This is a genomic window from Ensifer sp. Root142 (genome assembly GCF_001426785.1).
Classification (GTDB): domain Bacteria; phylum Pseudomonadota; class Alphaproteobacteria; order Rhizobiales; family Rhizobiaceae; genus Ensifer; species Ensifer canadensis.
The window spans coordinates 12,350-27,930 of sequence record NZ_LMFK01000001.1 but is presented as its reverse complement, the minus strand read 5'-3'; the positions used below and the strand labels follow the sequence as shown (position 1 = coordinate 27,930).

13 protein-coding genes are annotated in these 15,581 nt (G+C 63.8%); 9 read left to right on the top strand and 4 right to left on the bottom strand.

Annotation, left to right across the window (positions count from 1 at the left end; genetic code table 11):
• Positions 1–74 precede the first annotated feature (74 nt).
• The 8 genes from ASD52_RS00130 (at position 75) to ASD52_RS00095 (ending at position 7,709) form a co-directional block, all read left to right on the top strand.
• On the top strand, positions 75–1,073 hold the full coding sequence (locus ASD52_RS00130) for an ABC transporter ATP-binding protein (RefSeq protein ID WP_025427831.1): 999 nt from the start codon (positions 75–77) through the stop codon (positions 1,071–1,073).
• Positions 1,070–2,020, top strand: a complete 951-nt coding sequence (locus tag ASD52_RS00125) for an ABC transporter permease (RefSeq protein WP_025427832.1) — start codon at positions 1,070–1,072, stop codon at positions 2,018–2,020. The genes ASD52_RS00130 and ASD52_RS00125 overlap by 4 nt, the downstream gene beginning before the upstream one ends.
• Positions 2,010–2,825, top strand: coding sequence for an ABC transporter permease (locus ASD52_RS00120; protein ID WP_025427833.1), 816 nt, complete (start codon positions 2,010–2,012; stop codon positions 2,823–2,825). Before ASD52_RS00125 ends, ASD52_RS00120 begins: the two co-directional genes overlap by 11 nt.
• Positions 2,826–2,850: 25 nt before the next feature.
• On the top strand, positions 2,851–4,278 hold the full coding sequence (locus tag ASD52_RS00115; protein WP_025427834.1) for a gamma-aminobutyraldehyde dehydrogenase: 1,428 nt from the start codon (positions 2,851–2,853) through the stop codon (positions 4,276–4,278).
• Between the two features lie 67 nt (positions 4,279–4,345).
• Complete coding sequence (locus tag ASD52_RS00110) at positions 4,346–4,837, top strand: ester cyclase (protein WP_025427835.1); 492 nt, start codon at positions 4,346–4,348, stop codon at positions 4,835–4,837.
• 289 nt (positions 4,838–5,126) lie between these two features.
• Positions 5,127–5,879 carry a siderophore-iron reductase FhuF gene (fhuF, locus tag ASD52_RS00105; protein WP_025427836.1) on the top strand — a complete coding sequence of 251 codons (753 nt, stop codon included), beginning with the start codon at positions 5,127–5,129 and terminating at the stop codon, positions 5,877–5,879.
• A gap of 2 nt (positions 5,880–5,881) precedes the next feature.
• Positions 5,882–7,027, top strand: coding sequence for an ABC transporter substrate-binding protein (locus tag ASD52_RS00100; protein WP_057222693.1), 1,146 nt, complete (start codon positions 5,882–5,884; stop codon positions 7,025–7,027).
• A gap of 160 nt (positions 7,028–7,187) precedes the next feature.
• On the top strand, positions 7,188–7,709 hold the full coding sequence (locus ASD52_RS00095) for a hypothetical protein (RefSeq protein ID WP_025427838.1): 522 nt from the start codon (positions 7,188–7,190) through the stop codon (positions 7,707–7,709).
• Positions 7,710–7,733: 24 nt separating this feature from the next.
• On the opposite strand, the gene ASD52_RS00090 is transcribed toward ASD52_RS00095, so the two are convergent.
• The gene (locus ASD52_RS00090; RefSeq protein ID WP_025427839.1) at positions 7,734–8,318 is read right to left on the bottom strand and encodes a cysteine hydrolase family protein; all 585 of its coding nucleotides are present in this window, start codon (positions 8,316–8,318) and stop codon (positions 7,734–7,736) included.
• A 114-nt stretch (positions 8,319–8,432) separates the two neighbouring features.
• On the opposite strand from ASD52_RS00090, the gene ASD52_RS00085 reads away from it, so the two are divergent.
• Complete coding sequence (locus ASD52_RS00085; RefSeq protein ID WP_244494709.1) at positions 8,433–8,876, top strand: Lrp/AsnC family transcriptional regulator; 444 nt, start codon at positions 8,433–8,435, stop codon at positions 8,874–8,876.
• A gap of 164 nt (positions 8,877–9,040) precedes the next feature.
• On the opposite strand, the gene ASD52_RS00080 is transcribed toward ASD52_RS00085, so the two are convergent.
• The 3 genes from ASD52_RS00080 to ASD52_RS00070 form a co-directional block, all read right to left on the bottom strand.
• The gene (locus ASD52_RS00080) at positions 9,041–10,327 is read right to left on the bottom strand and encodes an aromatic ring-hydroxylating dioxygenase subunit alpha (RefSeq protein WP_025427841.1); all 1,287 of its coding nucleotides are present in this window, start codon (positions 10,325–10,327) and stop codon (positions 9,041–9,043) included.
• Between the two features lie 250 nt (positions 10,328–10,577).
• Positions 10,578–13,025: an FAD-dependent oxidoreductase gene (locus tag ASD52_RS00075; RefSeq protein WP_057211084.1), complete on the bottom strand. Its 2,448-nt coding sequence runs from the start codon at positions 13,023–13,025 to the stop codon at positions 10,578–10,580.
• Positions 13,022–15,469, bottom strand: a complete 2,448-nt coding sequence (locus ASD52_RS00070) for an FAD-dependent oxidoreductase (RefSeq protein ID WP_057217677.1) — start codon at positions 15,467–15,469, stop codon at positions 13,022–13,024. Before ASD52_RS00070 ends, ASD52_RS00075 begins: the two co-directional genes overlap by 4 nt.
• Positions 15,470–15,581: the final 112 nt, after the last annotated feature.

The window sequence follows — 15,581 nt, the reverse complement described above, 5'->3', positions numbered from 1 at the left end:
ACGTTCCCTTCTCCCCCCGAGCGGGGAGAAGGTTGCGGCAGCGGGATGAGGGGCTGGAATCCTGGAGCAATTTGATGTCCACCGCCGTTCTTTTCGACAATGTTTCCCGCCACTTCGGCGCCGTACGCGCGGTCGATGGTGTGGACCTCGAAGTCGCCGAGGGCGAGTTCTTCGCCATGCTCGGCCCCTCGGGCTCGGGCAAGACCACCTGCCTGAGGCTGATGGCCGGCTTTGAACAGCCGACAGGCGGTCATATCGAAATCTTCGGCGAAACCGCGGAGGGCGTGCCGCCCTATCGCCGCAGCGTCAACACCGTGTTCCAGGACTATGCGCTGTTCCCGCATCTCTCGATCCTCGACAACGTTGCCTACGGGCTGATGGTCAAGGGCGTCGGCCGCGAGGAGCGCCGCAAGGCGGCGGCAGATGCGCTCGCCATGGTCAAGCTGCCGGACTATGGCAGCCGCCGCCCCGGCCAGCTCTCGGGTGGCCAGCGTCAGCGCGTGGCGCTCGCCCGCGCGCTGGTGAACAAGCCCAAGGTGCTTTTGCTCGACGAGCCGCTCGGCGCGCTCGACCTGAAGCTGCGCGAGCAGATGCAGGAGGAACTGAAGACCCTGCAAAAATCGCTCGGCATCACCTTCGTCTTCGTCACCCACGATCAGGGCGAAGCGCTGTCGATGGCCGACCGCATCGCCGTCTTCAACGACGGCCGCATCCAGCAGCTCGGCAGCCCAGAAGAAGTCTACAAGCAGCCGAAGACACGCTTCGTCGCCGATTTCGTCGGCTCGTCAAACGTCTTGCCGGCAAAGCTGTGCCAGAGGCTGGGCGTCAGATCCTCCTATGCCAGCCTTCGCCCCGAGGCGATCGCGCTGTCGGCCCCGCGCGAAGGCGCGCTCAGCCTCAACGGCACCGTGTCGGCCCATAGTTTCCTCGGCGCGGTCAACCGCGTCGTCGTCGACGTCGAAGGCGCGCGCATCGCGGTTGCAAGCCCCGCCTCGCTCGCCGTCCCGCAAATCGGCAGCCCCGTCACTATCAGCTTTGCCGCCGACGAACTGCACCCGATGGAGGACGCATGACCGCCGTCGCTGAAAATCTCGCAGTCCCGGATCGCCGCGGCCCGACCGGCCGGCTCTCGGACTTCTTCTGGAAGCACCCGCATGTGCTGCTTGTCGTCATGCTGGCGCCGCCGCTCTTATGGCTCGGCGTCGTCTATGTCGGCTCGCTCTTTGCTCTCCTGCTGCAGAGCTTCTTCTCGATCGACGACTTCTCCGGCCTGATCAATTACGAGTTCACCTTCGCCACCTACCGCCAGCTGCTGAGCGAAACCAATCTCGACATCATCCTGCGCACCGTATCAATGGCGGCAATCGTGACGCTCGCCTCGGCGCTCATCGCCTTCCCGATCGCCTATTACGCGGCGCGCTACGCGCAGGGAAAATGGAAGGTGCTGTTCTATCTCGGCGTCATGCTGCCGCTCTGGTCGAGCTACCTGGTCAAGATCTATGCCTGGAAGCTGATCCTGGCCAAGGAAGGCATCGTCACCTGGTTCCTCGCGAAGCTGCATCTTCTGTGGGTGCTCGATGCCTGGCTCTCGCTTCCCGTCGTCGGGGGCAACTCGCTCTCGGTCAGCTACACCGGCACCTTCATCGTCTTCGTCTATGTCTGGATGCCGTTCATGATCCTGCCGATCCAGGCAGCGCTGGAGCGCGTGCCGACCAACCTGATCGAGGCCTCCTCCGATCTCGGCGGCACGCCGGCCCAGACCTTTCGCCACGTGCTCTTCCCGCTGGCGCTGCCGGGCATCGTCGCCGGCTCGATCTTCACCTTCTCGCTGACGCTCGGCGATTACATCATTCCGCAGATCATCGGCTCCTCCCGGCTGTTCATCGGTCAGGCGGTCTATGCCCAGCAGGGCACTGCCGGCAACATTCCGCTTGCCGCCGCCTTTACCGTGGTGCCGATCGTCATCATGGGCGCCTATCTCTGGATGGCCAAACGCATGGGGGCCTTCGATGCGCTCTGACCGCCTCAACCGCTCGCCCCTCGGACTGAAGATCGCAGCTGCCGCCGGCCTCGCCTTCATGCATGTGCCAATCCTGCTGATCTTCCTCTATGCCTTCACCACGGAGGAAAAGAGCTACCAGTTCCCGCCGCCGGGGCTGACGACACAATGGTTTGCGGTTGCCTGGAACCGGCCGGATGTCTGGGCGGCGCTGACGCTCTCGGTCAAGGTCGCCTCGATCGCGACCGCGGTCGCCCTGGTGCTCGGCACGCTCTGTGCCGCCGCCGTCAGCCAGACCCGCTTCTTCGGCCGCGAGACGATCTCGCTGCTGGTCATCCTGCCGATCGCGCTGCCCGGCATCATCACCGGCATCGCGCTGCGCTCGGCCTTTTCCATGGCGGAGATGCCATTCTCCTTCTGGACGATCGTGCTCGGTCACGCGACCTTCTGCATCGTCGTCGTCTACAACAATGCGGTGGCCCGTTTCCGCCGCATATCGGGCTCGCTGATCGAAGCCTCGATGGACCTGGGTGCCGACGGCTTCCAGACCTTCCGCCACATCATCCTGCCGAACATCGGCACCGCACTTCTTGCCGGCGGCATGCTCGCCTTCGCGCTGTCCTTCGACGAGGTGATCGTCACCACCTTCACCGCCGGCCAGCAGTCGACGCTGCCGATCTGGATGCTCGAAGAACTCATCCGCCCGCGCCAGCGACCGGTGACCAACGTGGTCGCCATGATCGTGGTGCTGGTCACTTTCCTGCCGATCCTCGGCGCCTACTACCTGACCCGCGACGGCGACCAGATCGCCGGTGCCGGCAAGTGAACTCGACTTTCAAGGGAGAACAGACATGGACACCCAGCTTTTGATCGGATCGCGCTTCGAAGCCGGAACCGAGGCCGAAGAGCATATCCTGAACCCGCGCACCGGCGGAAAGATCATCGACCTCGCCGAAGCCTCGCACATTCAGGTCGAGGCGGCGGTGAGCGCGGCAGAACGCGCCTTCGTCTCCTGGTCGATGACGACACCCGGCGAACGCTCCGGTTACCTGCTCAGGATCGCCGACGCGATCGAAAAGCACGCCGACGATTTCGCAGCCCTTGAAGCGCTCAACTGCGGCAAGCCGATCAATGCGGTGAAGAACGACGAACTGCCGGCGATCGTCGATTGCTGGCGCTTCTTTGCCGGCGCCATCCGCAATCTGCACGCGCCGACATCGGGCGAGTATCTGCCGGGGCATACCTCCATGGTTCGTCGCGATCCGGTTGGCATCGTCGGCTCGATCGCGCCCTGGAACTACCCGCTGATGATGATGGCGTGGAAACTGGCACCGGCGATTGCCGGCGGCAACACCGTCGTTTTCAAGCCGTCCGAACAGACGCCTTTGACGGCGCTGAAGCTCGCCCGTCTGCTCGCCGACATCCTGCCGGAAGGCGTGGTCAACGTTGTCACGGGCCGCGGCGAAACCGTCGGCAACGCGCTGATCAACCACCCGAAGATCGCGATGGTCTCGATCACCGGCGACATCGCCACCGGCAAGAAGGTGCTGACGGCCGCCGCCAAGACGGTGAAGCGCACGCATCTGGAGCTCGGCGGCAAGGCCCCTGTCATCGTCTATGACGACGCCGACCTCGAAGCCGTCGTCAACGGCATCCGCACCTTCGGCTATTACAATGCCGGCCAGGACTGCACCGCCGCCTGCCGCATCTATGCCGAAGCCGGCATCTACGAAAAGCTCGTCGCCGACCTGAGTTCGGCCGTCTCCACCATCCGTTACAATCTCGCCGACGACACCGAAAACGAGATCGGCCCGCTGATCTCGCGGCGCCAACGTGATCGCGTCGCAAGCTTCGTCGAACGTGCGGCCGACCAGAAGCATATCGAGATCACCACCGGCGGTGCTCCTGGCAGCGCCGACGGTTTCTTCTTCCAGCCGACGGTGATTGCCGGCGCGACGCAGGAAGACGAGATCGTCCGTCGCGAGGTGTTCGGCCCTGTCGTCTCGGTCACCCGCTTCACCGGCAAGGACGATGCCGTCGGCTGGGCCAACGACAGCGATTATGGCCTCGCCTCTTCGGTCTGGACGAAGGACATCTCCAAGGCGATGAAGGCCGCCTCGCGCCTGCAATATGGCTGCACCTGGATCAACACCCACTTCATGCTGACCAACGAGATGCCGCATGGCGGCGTCAAGCAGTCGGGCTATGGCAAGGACATGTCGGTCTATGCGCTCGAGGACTACACTGCTGTCCGTCACATCATGATCAACCACGGCTGACGCCGGCAGGACGTTGGCCGCGGTGCGGACAAAGCATGCAAACGAAGATAAACGGGAGGAAAATGCCATGTATCGCCGTCAACTGCTTGCTGCTGCAGGTGCATTGGGTCTGAGCACACTTCTTCTGGCGCCCGCCGGCCTCGCCGCCGACGCGGCGCCTGATGTCGTCGGTGCCTATGTCGCAGCGTGGAATGCCCATGACTCGAGCAAGGCCGCATCCTATTTCGCCGACGACGTCACCTATTACGACGCGTCCGTCGGCAAGCCTGTCACCGGCAAGGATGCCGCCAAGACCGGTGTCATCGACAATTTCCTGAATGCGGTTCCCGACGCCGTCTGGACCATGAAAGGCGACCCCATCGCCGCCGGCGACAAGGTCTCCTTCGAATGGGAATTCTCCGGCACCAACTCAGGCGCCTGGGCCGATGGCACGGCCGCGACCGGCAAGAGCTTCAAGTTCACCGGCGCCTCGGTCTTCACGGTCAAGGACGGCAAGATCGCCACTCAAAGCGACTATTACGACGCGCTCGGCTTCTACAAGCAGCTCGGCCTGATGTAGGCGGCCGTCGAGCCCGCGGCACCGGCCCTTCAGTAGCCGCAAGCCCGAGCTTGCGGCTGTCTCGCGCCTCGCCCGCGCATTAAAACATGCGGACAAAACTCATAAAATAACTTGCACAACGAATAAACATGAGTAACACGATCATCTTATGAATGTCTGACCCGTTCAGAAGGTGTCGCATGGTTGCAAGATGGCGTCTGTCCGCCCCCGCATTTGTGTTCGCGACGGCTCCGCGCGGCAGGCCTCGCAACGGCAGTGGGCCGGCCACGGGCCACACGCGGGTGCCCCAATGACTGCCGTATCCGAAGCGATCATGGAGACAGGCGCCCCCAAGGTTCTGTCTGCTGCCTTTTCCGGCCCGCACGCCTGGTGCAACGAAAAGATGGTGCTGTCGGACGATCTTTCCGACGGCATGGTCCTGCCCGAGTTCTTCGCCTCCGGCGCCTTCGACCGCGCCCTCGACACCTACGCTGAAAGGTCCGGCGGCACCGACCGCCGCGCGATCGCCTCCATGTGGTCGCTCTACTACTTCTCGGCGCTCACCATCCCCTATCTCGTTGCTCGCGTGCTCGACCATCAGGTGTTGCCGGTCGCCTTCAACCGCATGAAGGTGGCGCTGGCAGAAGATGGCCTGCCCCGCGCCTTTGGCGTCGCCGATGCCGGTAACTGGCAGGCGGGCGATGACGACGACGTGTTTGCCACCCTGGCGCCGCTGATGGGCGAGCACCTGCGCGAAGTGGTCGGCTACCTCAAGTCGAGTGGCGGCATCGCGCCGAAACTCGCCTGGAACAACGCGCTGGTTTACATCGACTATGCCCTGCGCGCCGCCGGCGTCGAGCCGCTTCATGCCCAGGCCGAAGCCCTCATCGGCAGCAGATCCCTGCCCGACGGCTCGCCCAACCCCTTCTTCGATTGCCTGCGTCACGAGGAAGAGGACGGTGCGCGGGTGTGCCGGCGCAAGATCTGCTGCCTGCGCTATCTGCTGCCGGGGGTCCGCAGCTGCGGCAGCCTCTGCGCCCTTCCCACCCAACGGAAACAGTAGTTTTGCTTCTCCTATCGCGATCCACGGTCCGGGCCTTGCTGGCCATCTTCGTCACCACCACGCTTTTCGCCACTGGCGCCCGGGCCGAAAACCGATGGCCGCTGACGGTGAAGGACGCGGCCGGGCGCGAGGTGACGTTAGCGGAAAGGCCAAAAGCCATCCTGCTTGGCAGCGGCTTCAACCTGGTCGCGCTTTCGCTCATTCATCCGGACCCCGTCAGCCTGCTGGCCGGCTGGTCCGGAGAGATGAAGGGCGACAACCCTGAGATCTACGAGAGCTTTCGCAAAAAATTTCCTGCAATCGCCGACGTGCCGCTGATCGACGACGGCGGCACCGGCGCCGCACTGTCTTTCGAAACGCTGCTGACGCTGAAGGCCGACCTCGCGATCCTCGCCAACTGGCAGGCCGACACCGAGCCGGGCCAGCGCGCCATCGACTATCTCACCAGCACCGGCGTGCCGGTCATCGTCGTCGACTTCAACAGCGATCCCCTGAAGAGCACGCCGGATATGATGCGGCTCCTTGGGCGTATCTTCGAACGCGACGAGCAGGCCGAAGCCTTCGCACGCTACTACGAAGACAAGCTGGCGCTGATCCGCTCCCGTGTCGCCGCCAAGCCCGAACCGCGCCCAACCGTGCTGATGGATGCGTTTCCCAAGCCTGACCGTTGCTGCTGGGCCTATGGCGTCGGTGGGCTCGGCGAATTCCTGACGATCGCCGGCGGCCGCAACATCGCCGAAGGCGCGCTGCCGCGCGTCGGCGGCACCGTCAATGCAGAAGCGGTGATGGCGGCAAACCCCGACGTCTACATCGCCACCTCTTCGCCCGGCGGCACCTATAGCGGCTTCTCCATCGGTCCCGGCGTTGCCAGGCAAGAGGCGCAGCAGACCTTGGCTGCGGCCGTCGCAACGCCGGCGCTATCGAGCGTTGCGGCGGTCGAGAACGGCCGCGTCCATGGCGTCTGGAACTTCTTCAACGCCATCCCGCTCAATATTGTCGCTGCCGAAGCCTTCGCCCACTGGCTGCGGCCCGACATCTTCGCCGATCTCGACCCGGAAAAGAGCCTCGCCGACATCAACGAACGCTTCGCAGCCGTTCCTTTCGAGGGCACCTATACCGTCAGCCTTGGGGCCGTTACGCCCCGGTAGAAGCGCCCAAAAGCCCGCAACATTTGCAATCGCCGCAAGGGGTTGACGAAATCGCTCGCCGTTCAATCCACCAAATGTCGCAAGCGTGACCTTCGACCAGAGCCACGCGATGTTGCCACCCGCTCCTCACACTATATAAGGGTCGACGAGGAGGAGCTTCATGCTTTGGTTGGTAGCGTTGGTTGGCGTGGCGATCGTGTATCTGGCGGCGCGTTTCAGCCGCTTTCGCCGGTGGGCCGAGCCCATCCTCTCGGTCGCAGTGGCGATCGCCCTGCTCTCTGCCTTCGTCGTCTGGATCAGCGACCGCGGCGAGCGCAAGGCTGCAGCACCTGAGCCGGTGGCGACGGCCCCGGCGGCTCCGGCCGCCCAGAACATCAGCCTCGACGGCATGACGTTCGAACAAAGCCAGCCGGAGCGCAGCTTCCGCCTGCGCGGCACCGTCAGCAACAATGGCGCAACACCGCTCGAATATTTCCGGCTTTCCGTGACGCTCGAAGACTGCCCGCAGGACGCATGCGCGAAGATCGGCGACGACTCAGCCCTGGTTCTCGCCCGCGTGCCCGTCGGCCAGGCAAGGCCTTTCGAGACTTTCCTCACTTTCCCGAGCCGAGAGGGCGAAAGCCTGACGACGCCGAAATGGACCTACCAGGTGCTGGAAGTCCGCGGCGCCGCCAGCCGATAAGCCACTGCACGCGTTGCGGCGTCCTTACGCTGCCGACGCCGGCCGCATGGCCGAAATGATTGCCGCCGTGGTCGTCACCTCCGCGAATTCCGCCCGCAGCGTTGCGACATGGGCACGGTGGATGTCCCGCGCCGGGATCATGTCGCCGTCGCCATCCGGCTGGTCGAAGCAGTCGCAGGCATCTTCCACCAGGACCACCCGGTAACCGAGATTGGCGCCGACCCGCACCGAGGTCGAAACACACATATCAGTCGAGATGCCGAAGAGGACGATCGTATCAACGCCGAGCCGGCGCAGGCGAAGATCGAGATCGGTGCCGATGAAGGCGGCGTTGACGCTCTTGTTGACGAGCGGTTCGTCGCCAACGGGCTCGAAGCCCGGGCGCGGCGCGTTGCCAGACGCACCCGGCCTCAAGGTCGAGCCCGGCGCGACGCTGTCGTGCCGCACATGGATGATCGGCCGGCCGGCCGCGCGCCAGGCGGCAAGCAAGGCGCGGCCGTTGTTGTCAACGTCCCCGTTCCAGCGTGGCGGCCAGGGAGCGGCATCAAATGCCTGCTGCATGTCGATCGGGATGAGGACGGCATTGTCGGGAAGTCTCGGAATGGTCATGGCTAACGCTCCTTGATTGCCTCGGGAAGCTAGCCGTCCTATCGTCCGGTTTCACTGGACATGATGGCGGAAGACCGGACGATTGTCCGGCAAAATGACCAAGGGGACGACACATTGACCGAACTTGATGAAAAGGACCGGCTGCTGGTGGCCGCCCTGCGGCAGGATTCGCGCCAGAGCCTGGTGGCGCTTGCCCGCCATGCCGGCTTGTCACGCAGCGCCGCCCATGAACGTCTGCGCCGGCTCGAAACCAAGGGCGTCATCGCCGGCTATACGATCCGCATCGGCATCGAGGACAAGGCGCCGGTCGTGCGCGCGCTGATCGCGATATCCTTCCAGCCCGGTAAGAACTGCGACCACATCGTACCGCATCTCGCCGGCATGCCGCCGGTCGTCAGCTGCTGGTCGCTCGCCGGAGAGACCGACCTGATGCTGCTGGTCGAATGCGCTTCGAACGGCGATCTTGACACCATCCGTCGGCGGATCTCGTTGATATCGGGCGTCGCCACCGTGCAGACCCATGTGGCGCTGCGCACCCATTTCGATAGGCGTGACTGATCGCGCTGCGCCGGTAGACGATGCCTGGCGTTGTTTCGGCCTCCATGCCGCAACTGAGACCACGGATACCTACCTCATTCCTGTGCTCGTCACAGGAATCTAGCGACGGCGCGTCCGCGCCGTCAGTGACATTCTTCGTCACATCAGGCGTTTTCAGAATTCTTTCACACCGCCGACGCGGCGCTGCTGGATCCCTGTGACAAGAACAGGGATGATGGTTGCGAAGGCCGGCTGATCTCGTCGAGATACCAGTTGATGTAGCGCAGCTCGTTCTGCTCCATCGGCGCGATCGGGCCCGGCACGAAATAATGCGAGCGCACGCCGCGCGAGGTGTGCTCGATGATCGCCTTGTCCTCATCGGTCGTGACCTTCCACAGCCAGGTGAGCTTTTCGAGGTCGTAGTCCTGCCCCTCCTCGGCCTTGCCGTCGACAAGCCAGATCAGCTCCATTTCGCAGGTGCCCGCCGTCTTCGGAATGAAGCGGTAGATCATGCCGTGATCGGGATAGCAGACGAGGAAGGTCGTGCCGCCGAGGTGGATGGAGGTGACGCCGCCGTCGAAATCGCTGAACCGGCCCATCAGGGTGCTAAGCGGCTGGCCGTCCTTGCTGCCGGTCTTGACGCCGTCATAGAGCGCATAGCGGAAGGCATGCACCGTCTCCTTGCCGCCGGCGGAACTCTGCCAGTGATCGCCGGAACCGACCTCGATGCCGAGAGCGCAGGTGCGCGCCTCCATCTTGGCGTTCAGCTCCTCGATCATGTGCAACGGCTGTTCGAGCGCGTGCGTCTCGGAATACTCAGGATGCGCCGGGCCGCAATGGTAGCACTCGACATAGTTCTCGACCGCGAGCTTCCAGTTGGCGTCGACAGGATAGGACTGCCGGTGCGCGACCTTGGCCTCGGCCCAGCCATATTGGCCGCAGGTGGCATGCAGCAGGTTCTCGACCTCGGTGAAATCGAGCGGCTGTTCGGCAAAGGAGATGAAGATCAGCCCCTCGACGACGCGCACATGAAGCTTCTTCAGCCCATGGTCCTCACGCTTGAAATCCTTCGGCATCAGCCGCGCCGCCTTCAGCGCACCGTCATTGCCGTAGGTCCAGGCGTGGTAGGGACAGACGAAGGCGCGGGCGTTGCCCTTTTCCTTGGTGCAGACCTCGGCGCCGCGATGGCGACAGACGTTCAGCATCGCATGGATCGCGCCCGTGGCCGTGCGGGTGACGATCACCTGCTCGGCGGCCATGCGAAAGACTTCGAAGTCATTGGGGTTGGGGATCACGCTTTCATGCGCGACGCAGTGCCAATGGCGGCGAAACACCCGGTCGAGATCACGCTCGTAGATATCCTCGTCGTGGTAGAAGGCCCGCACCAGCCCATGGCCCGGCCGATGCGCAGCGACCAGCTGATCGATGCGGTCGCCCGCGACAGTCGTATTGGAAAGGTCCGATGCGAACATGGCCCTGAACTCCTGAAAGAAGAACCGGAAGAACCGCGTCCCGGCGCGCGCATGCTAAATTTGCCTTGATGTACGAGGCTGCCCCTCACCCCCACCCTCTCCCCGCACGCGGGGGAGAGGGAGAGCGCTCCACCCGCACCTCAACCGCGCCCTTACTCAGGCACGGCGGTCGCCACACGTCTCCTTCTCCCCGTCAAACGGGGAGAAGGTGGCCGGCAGGCCGGATGAGGGGCAGCCTCAAACGCCGTCGTTACATCCTCACCCGCTCGGAACGCGGATCGTACATCGCCTTCAGCGACGCCTCCGCCTTCACCCGCGTGCCGGCGATCTCGATCTCGAAGCTGGAGCCGAGCACGTCGGCGTCGCTTTCGCCTTCCGACGGCACATAACCAAGGCCGATGGCACCGCCGAGATGGTGGCCGTAGTTGCCCGAGGTGATGGTGCCGACGATCTGGCCGTCGCGCACGATCGCTTCGTTGTGGAAGAGCAAAGGCTCGGGATCGGCCAGCCGGAATTGCACCAGCCGGCGCGAAAGCCCGCGATTGTGCTTGGCCAGCACCGCCTCGCGACCGATGAAATCGCCCTTGTCGGGTTTCACCGCAAAACCGAGCCCGGCTTCGAGCACATGGTCCTCGTCGGTGATATCGTGGCCGAAATGGCGGAAGGCCTTTTCGATACGGCAGCTGTCGAGCGTGTGGATGCCGCAGAGTTTCAGCCCGACATCCTGCCCCGCCTCCTCCAGCGCCTCGAACACATGCGCCGTCTGGTCGGTCGAGACGTAGAGCTCCCAGCCGAGTTCGCCGACATAGGTGACGCGGTGGGCGCGGGCGAGCCCCATGCCGATCTCGATTTCGCGCGCCGTGCCGAAGGGATGCGCCGCATTCGAGAAATCGTTCGGGCTCACCTTCTGCATCAGTTCGCGCGCCTTCGGCCCCATGACGCAGAGCACGCTTTCGCCGGCACCGACATCGGTGATGACGACGAACTCGTCGCGCACATGCTTGCGCAGCCAAGCAAGATCACGTTGAAGCGTGGCGCCCGGAACGACGAGCAGGAACGCGGTTTCAGAAAGGCGCGTGACCGTGAGGTCGCTTTCGATGCCACCACGGCCGTTGAGCATCTGGGTGTAGACGATACGGCCGGCCTCGACATTCATCTCGTTGGCGCAAAGCCGCTGCAGGAAGGAAAGCGCATCGCGCCCCTCCACCCGGATCTTGCCGAAGGAGGTCATGTCGAACAGGCCGACGCCGTTGCGAACCGCCAGATGTTCGGACTTCTGGTTCTCGAACCAGTTCTGCCGTTTCCAGGAGTAGCGGTATTCGCGCTCCTGGCCGTCATTCGCAAACCAGTTGGCTCGCTCCCAGCCGGCCACTTCGCCGAAGACCGCGCCACGCGCCTTCAGATGCTCGTGCAGCGGCGAGCGGCGCACGCCACGCGCCGTCGCCATCTGGCGATAGGGGAAATGGTCGGCATAGAGCAGCCCCAGCGTCTCAGAGACCCGATCCTTGAGGTAAGCGCGGTTCTTCTGGAAGGGCTGTGCCCGGCGGATATCGACCTCCCAGAGATCGAAGGGCGGCTCGCCGTCGTTCATCCATTGGGCGAGCGCCATGCCGGCGCCGCCTGACGATACGATGCCGATCGAGTTGTAGCCGGCCGCGACCCAATAGCCTTTCACTTCCGGCGCCTCGCCGAGATAGTAGCGGTCGTCCGGCGTAAAGCTTTCCGGCCCATTGAAGAAGGTATGGATGCCCGCCGTCTCCAGCATCGGCATGCGGTTGACGGCCATTTCGAGGATCGGCGAGAAATGGTCGAAATCGTCTGGCAACTGGTCGAAGCAAAAATCCTCACGGATACCGTCCATGCCCCAGGGTTTGGCCTTCAGCTCGAAGGCGCCGACCAGCATCTTGCCGGCATCCTCCTTGTAGTAAGTGCATTCATCCGGCACGCGCAGCACCGGCAGGCGCTTGAGGCCGGGGATCGCCTCGGTGACGATGTAGAAGTGCTCGCAGGCATGCAGCGGCACGGTGACGCCGGATTGTCGCGCGAACTCCCTGCCCCACATGCCGGCGCAGTTGACGACGTTGTCGGTTTCGATCGTATAGCTTTCGCCGTTCTGCTCGCAGGTCACGCCCGTTACCCGGCCGTCCTTCTTCAGAACCGCGGTCACCTTGACGCCCTCGATGATCGTCGCGCCGTTCTGCCGCGCACCCTTGGCGAGCGCCATGGCGATGTTGGCCGGGTCGCACTGGCCGTCGAGCGGCAGATGCACCGCCGCCTTCACATCCGAGGTGTTGAGATGCGGATACATCGCCTTGACTTCGTCAGGCGTGATTTCACGCACATCGACGTTGAAGGCGCGCGCCAGCGAAGCCTGGCGGTAGATCTCCTCCTTGCGTTCTTCCGTCAGCGCCACGGTGATCGAACCGTTCTGGCGCATGCCGGTGGAGATGCCGGTTTCGGCCTCCAGCTTGACGTAGAGGTCGGCGGAATATTTTGCCAGCCGCGTCATGTTCTGCGAGGCGCGTAGCTGGCCGATCAGGCCGGCCGCATGCCAGGTCGTGCCCGACGTCAGCTGCTTGCGTTCGAGCAGCACCACGTCGGTCCAGCCGAGCTTGGCGAGGTGATAGGCGACCGAACAGCCGGAGACGCCGCCACCGATGATGACTGCCCGGGCTTTCGAGGGAATCGGCTTGGTCATGCGCGCAGTCTTTCATTGGAGGGATCCCAGAGCGGCTGGTCGGCCTCGACGGTCGCCTTGAAGCGGTCGCCGAAGATCTCGACCTCGATCTCGTTGCCGGGCACGGCGAGATCGGCGCGCAGCATGCCGAGCGCAATCGACTTGCCGACGCGGTAGCCCCAGTTGCCCGAGGTCGTTTCGCCCACCACCTGGCCGTCCGACCAGAGCGTCGACATATACGGCGCGTCGCAGCCGTCGGCGGCGACTGTCAAAGTGACGAAACGTTTGCTGACACCCTGCTGCTTTTCGCGCTCCAGCGCCGCCTTGCCTTTGAAGCCGGGCTTTGCCCAGTCGACGAAGCGCTCCAGCCCGCCCTGCAGGATGGTGTAATCGGTGGAAAGGTCGCCCTTCCAGGCGCGGTAGCCCTTCTCGATGCGCAGGCTGTCGAGCGCCTCCATGCCGAAGGGTTTCAGGCCATGTTTCTCTCCGGCAGCCCAGACGGCATCGAAGATCGCGGCGGTATCGTCCACCTTGGTGTGGATCTCCCAGCCGAGTTCACCGGCAAAGGATACCCGCACCAACTGGCAGTAGCGCCCGGCAATCTGCGCTGTCTGGTGCGTGAGCCAGCCCTTGGCGAGATCCGCATCGCTGACATCGGCAAGGATGTCGCGCGATTTCGGCCCGGTGAGGATCTGGCAGCTAAACTGCGTGGTGACATCGTCAAGCGTGAACGCGGCATCGGCGGGCCGATGTTTCTGCAGCCATTCGAGATCGTGCCACTGCGCCGTTGCCGCCGTGATCAGGAAGAAGAAATCCTCGTCCAGCATCATCACCGACATTTCGGTGACGATGCGGCCCTTGTCGTCGGAGAAATAGGCAAGGCCGATGCGGCCCGGCTTCGGCACCCGGCCGGTGATCAGGCCCGAGAGCCATTCGGTCGCGCCCTTGCCCTTGATCCGGAAGCGCGAGAACCCCGGCAGGTCGAGGATGCCGGCGGCATCGCGCACGGCGAGACACTCTTCCTCGATGCGCTTGGCCCACGGCCCCGCCCGCCCCCAGGTCTGCGTTGCCTCTTCGGAGGTGTCGTCACCTGATTTGGCGTACCACATCGCCCGTTCCCAGCCGTTATAGGGCTTGAATTGCGCGCCGAGTGCCTGGATCCGGTCGTGGATCGGCGACAGCTTCTTGCCGCGACCCGCCGCCCAATAGTGCTTCGGAAAATGCATCGCGTACTCGTGGCCGTAGATCTCCATGCCCTTGGCGATGCAATAGTCCTGGTCGGTATAGTCGGTGTACCGGCGTGGATCGCAGGACCACATGTCCCATTCCGTCTGGCCCTCGGTGATCCACTCAGCCAGCACCTTGCCGGCGCCGCCGGCCTGGCAGATGCCGAAGGTGAAGACGCAGGCCTCAAACGCGTTCGGCACGCCGGGCATCGGCCCGATCAGCGGATTGCCGTCGGGCGCATAGGGGATCGGGCCGTTGATGATCCGCGACAGCCCCGCGGTCCCAAGGATCGGCACGCGCTCGACAGCGTCGTTCAGATACCATTCCAGCCGATCGAGATCGTCAGGGAAGAGCTGGAACGAAAAGTCCTCGGGCATCGGATCGTCTGATGTCGTCCAGTGTGCTCGGCAGTTACGCTCATAGGGCCCGAGGTTCATGCCGTTCTTCTCCTGGCGGAGATAATAGGAGCTGTCGACATCGCGCAAGAGCGGCAGCTTGTGTCCGACCTCCTTCGACCAGGCGGCCAGTTCCGGGATCTCGTCGAACAGCACGTACTGATGGCTCATCACCATCATCGGCACGTCGCGGCCGAACATCTTGCCGACCTCGCGGGCATAGTAGCCGGCGGCGTTGACGACGTATTCGCAGCGGATTTCGCCCTGCGGCGTCGAGATCACCCATTCGTCGTTTTCGCGGCGCGCCGCCGTAACGGGACAGAAGCGGATGATCTTTGCGCCCATGTCGCGCGCGCCCTTGGCCAGCGCCTGCGTCAGCTGCGCCGGGTCGATGTCGCCGTCATAGGGGTCGTAGAGCGCACCGGTCAGCTCGTGCGTTTCGAGGAACGGATAACGGCTGCGCATCTCGTCGGGCGTCAGGATGTCGAGGTCCATGCCCTGGTAGCGACCCATGCCGACGACACGCTTGAACTCCTGCAGCCGCTCCTTCGAGTGGCCGAGCCTTATCGAGCCGGTGACGTGGTAGTTCATCGGATAATCGACGAGCGCACCGAGATCGCGGTAGAGCGAGGCGGAATAGCGCTGCATGTTCATGATCGACCAGGACGACGAGAAGGTCGGCACGTTGCCGGCCGCATGCCAGGTCGATCCGGCCGTCAGCTCGTTCTTTTCCAGAAGCACGCAGTCGGTCCAGCCGGCCTTGGCAAGATGGTAGAGCGAGGAAGCGCCGATCGCTCCCCCACCGATGATCACGACACGCGCGTGAGACGGCAAATTCGACATGCACTGTTCCCTCGTTTTGCCGGAATTCTTGCCGTCGAAACGAGGCGCCATCAAGCGATGGAAACAGGCTTTATTGATCGAAGAATTCGATTAGATTGAGTGGAACTTCGAA

What these genes read in the sequence shown, in the direction of transcription:
- ASD52_RS00130 (WP_025427831.1), top strand. Translation starts at nt 75, where the DNA reads ATGTCCACCGCCGTTCTTTTCGACAATGTTTCCCGCCACTTCGGCGCC.
- ASD52_RS00125 (WP_025427832.1), top strand. Translation starts at nt 1,070, where the DNA reads ATGACCGCCGTCGCTGAAAATCTCGCAGTCCCGGATCGCCGCGGCCCG.
- ASD52_RS00120 (WP_025427833.1), top strand. Translation starts at nt 2,010, where the DNA reads ATGCGCTCTGACCGCCTCAACCGCTCGCCCCTCGGACTGAAGATCGCA.
- ASD52_RS00115 (WP_025427834.1), top strand. Translation starts at nt 2,851, where the DNA reads ATGGACACCCAGCTTTTGATCGGATCGCGCTTCGAAGCCGGAACCGAG.
- ASD52_RS00110 (WP_025427835.1), top strand. Translation starts at nt 4,346, where the DNA reads ATGTATCGCCGTCAACTGCTTGCTGCTGCAGGTGCATTGGGTCTGAGC.
- fhuF (WP_025427836.1), top strand. Translation starts at nt 5,127, where the DNA reads ATGACTGCCGTATCCGAAGCGATCATGGAGACAGGCGCCCCCAAGGTT.
- ASD52_RS00095 (WP_025427838.1), top strand. Translation starts at nt 7,188, where the DNA reads ATGCTTTGGTTGGTAGCGTTGGTTGGCGTGGCGATCGTGTATCTGGCG.
- ASD52_RS00090 (WP_025427839.1), bottom strand. Translation starts at nt 8,318, where the DNA reads ATGACCATTCCGAGACTTCCCGACAATGCCGTCCTCATCCCGATCGAC.
- ASD52_RS00080 (WP_025427841.1), bottom strand. Translation starts at nt 10,327, where the DNA reads ATGTTCGCATCGGACCTTTCCAATACGACTGTCGCGGGCGACCGCATC.
- ASD52_RS00075 (WP_057211084.1), bottom strand. Translation starts at nt 13,025, where the DNA reads ATGACCAAGCCGATTCCCTCGAAAGCCCGGGCAGTCATCATCGGTGGC.
- ASD52_RS00070 (WP_057217677.1), bottom strand. Translation starts at nt 15,469, where the DNA reads ATGTCGAATTTGCCGTCTCACGCGCGTGTCGTGATCATCGGTGGGGGA.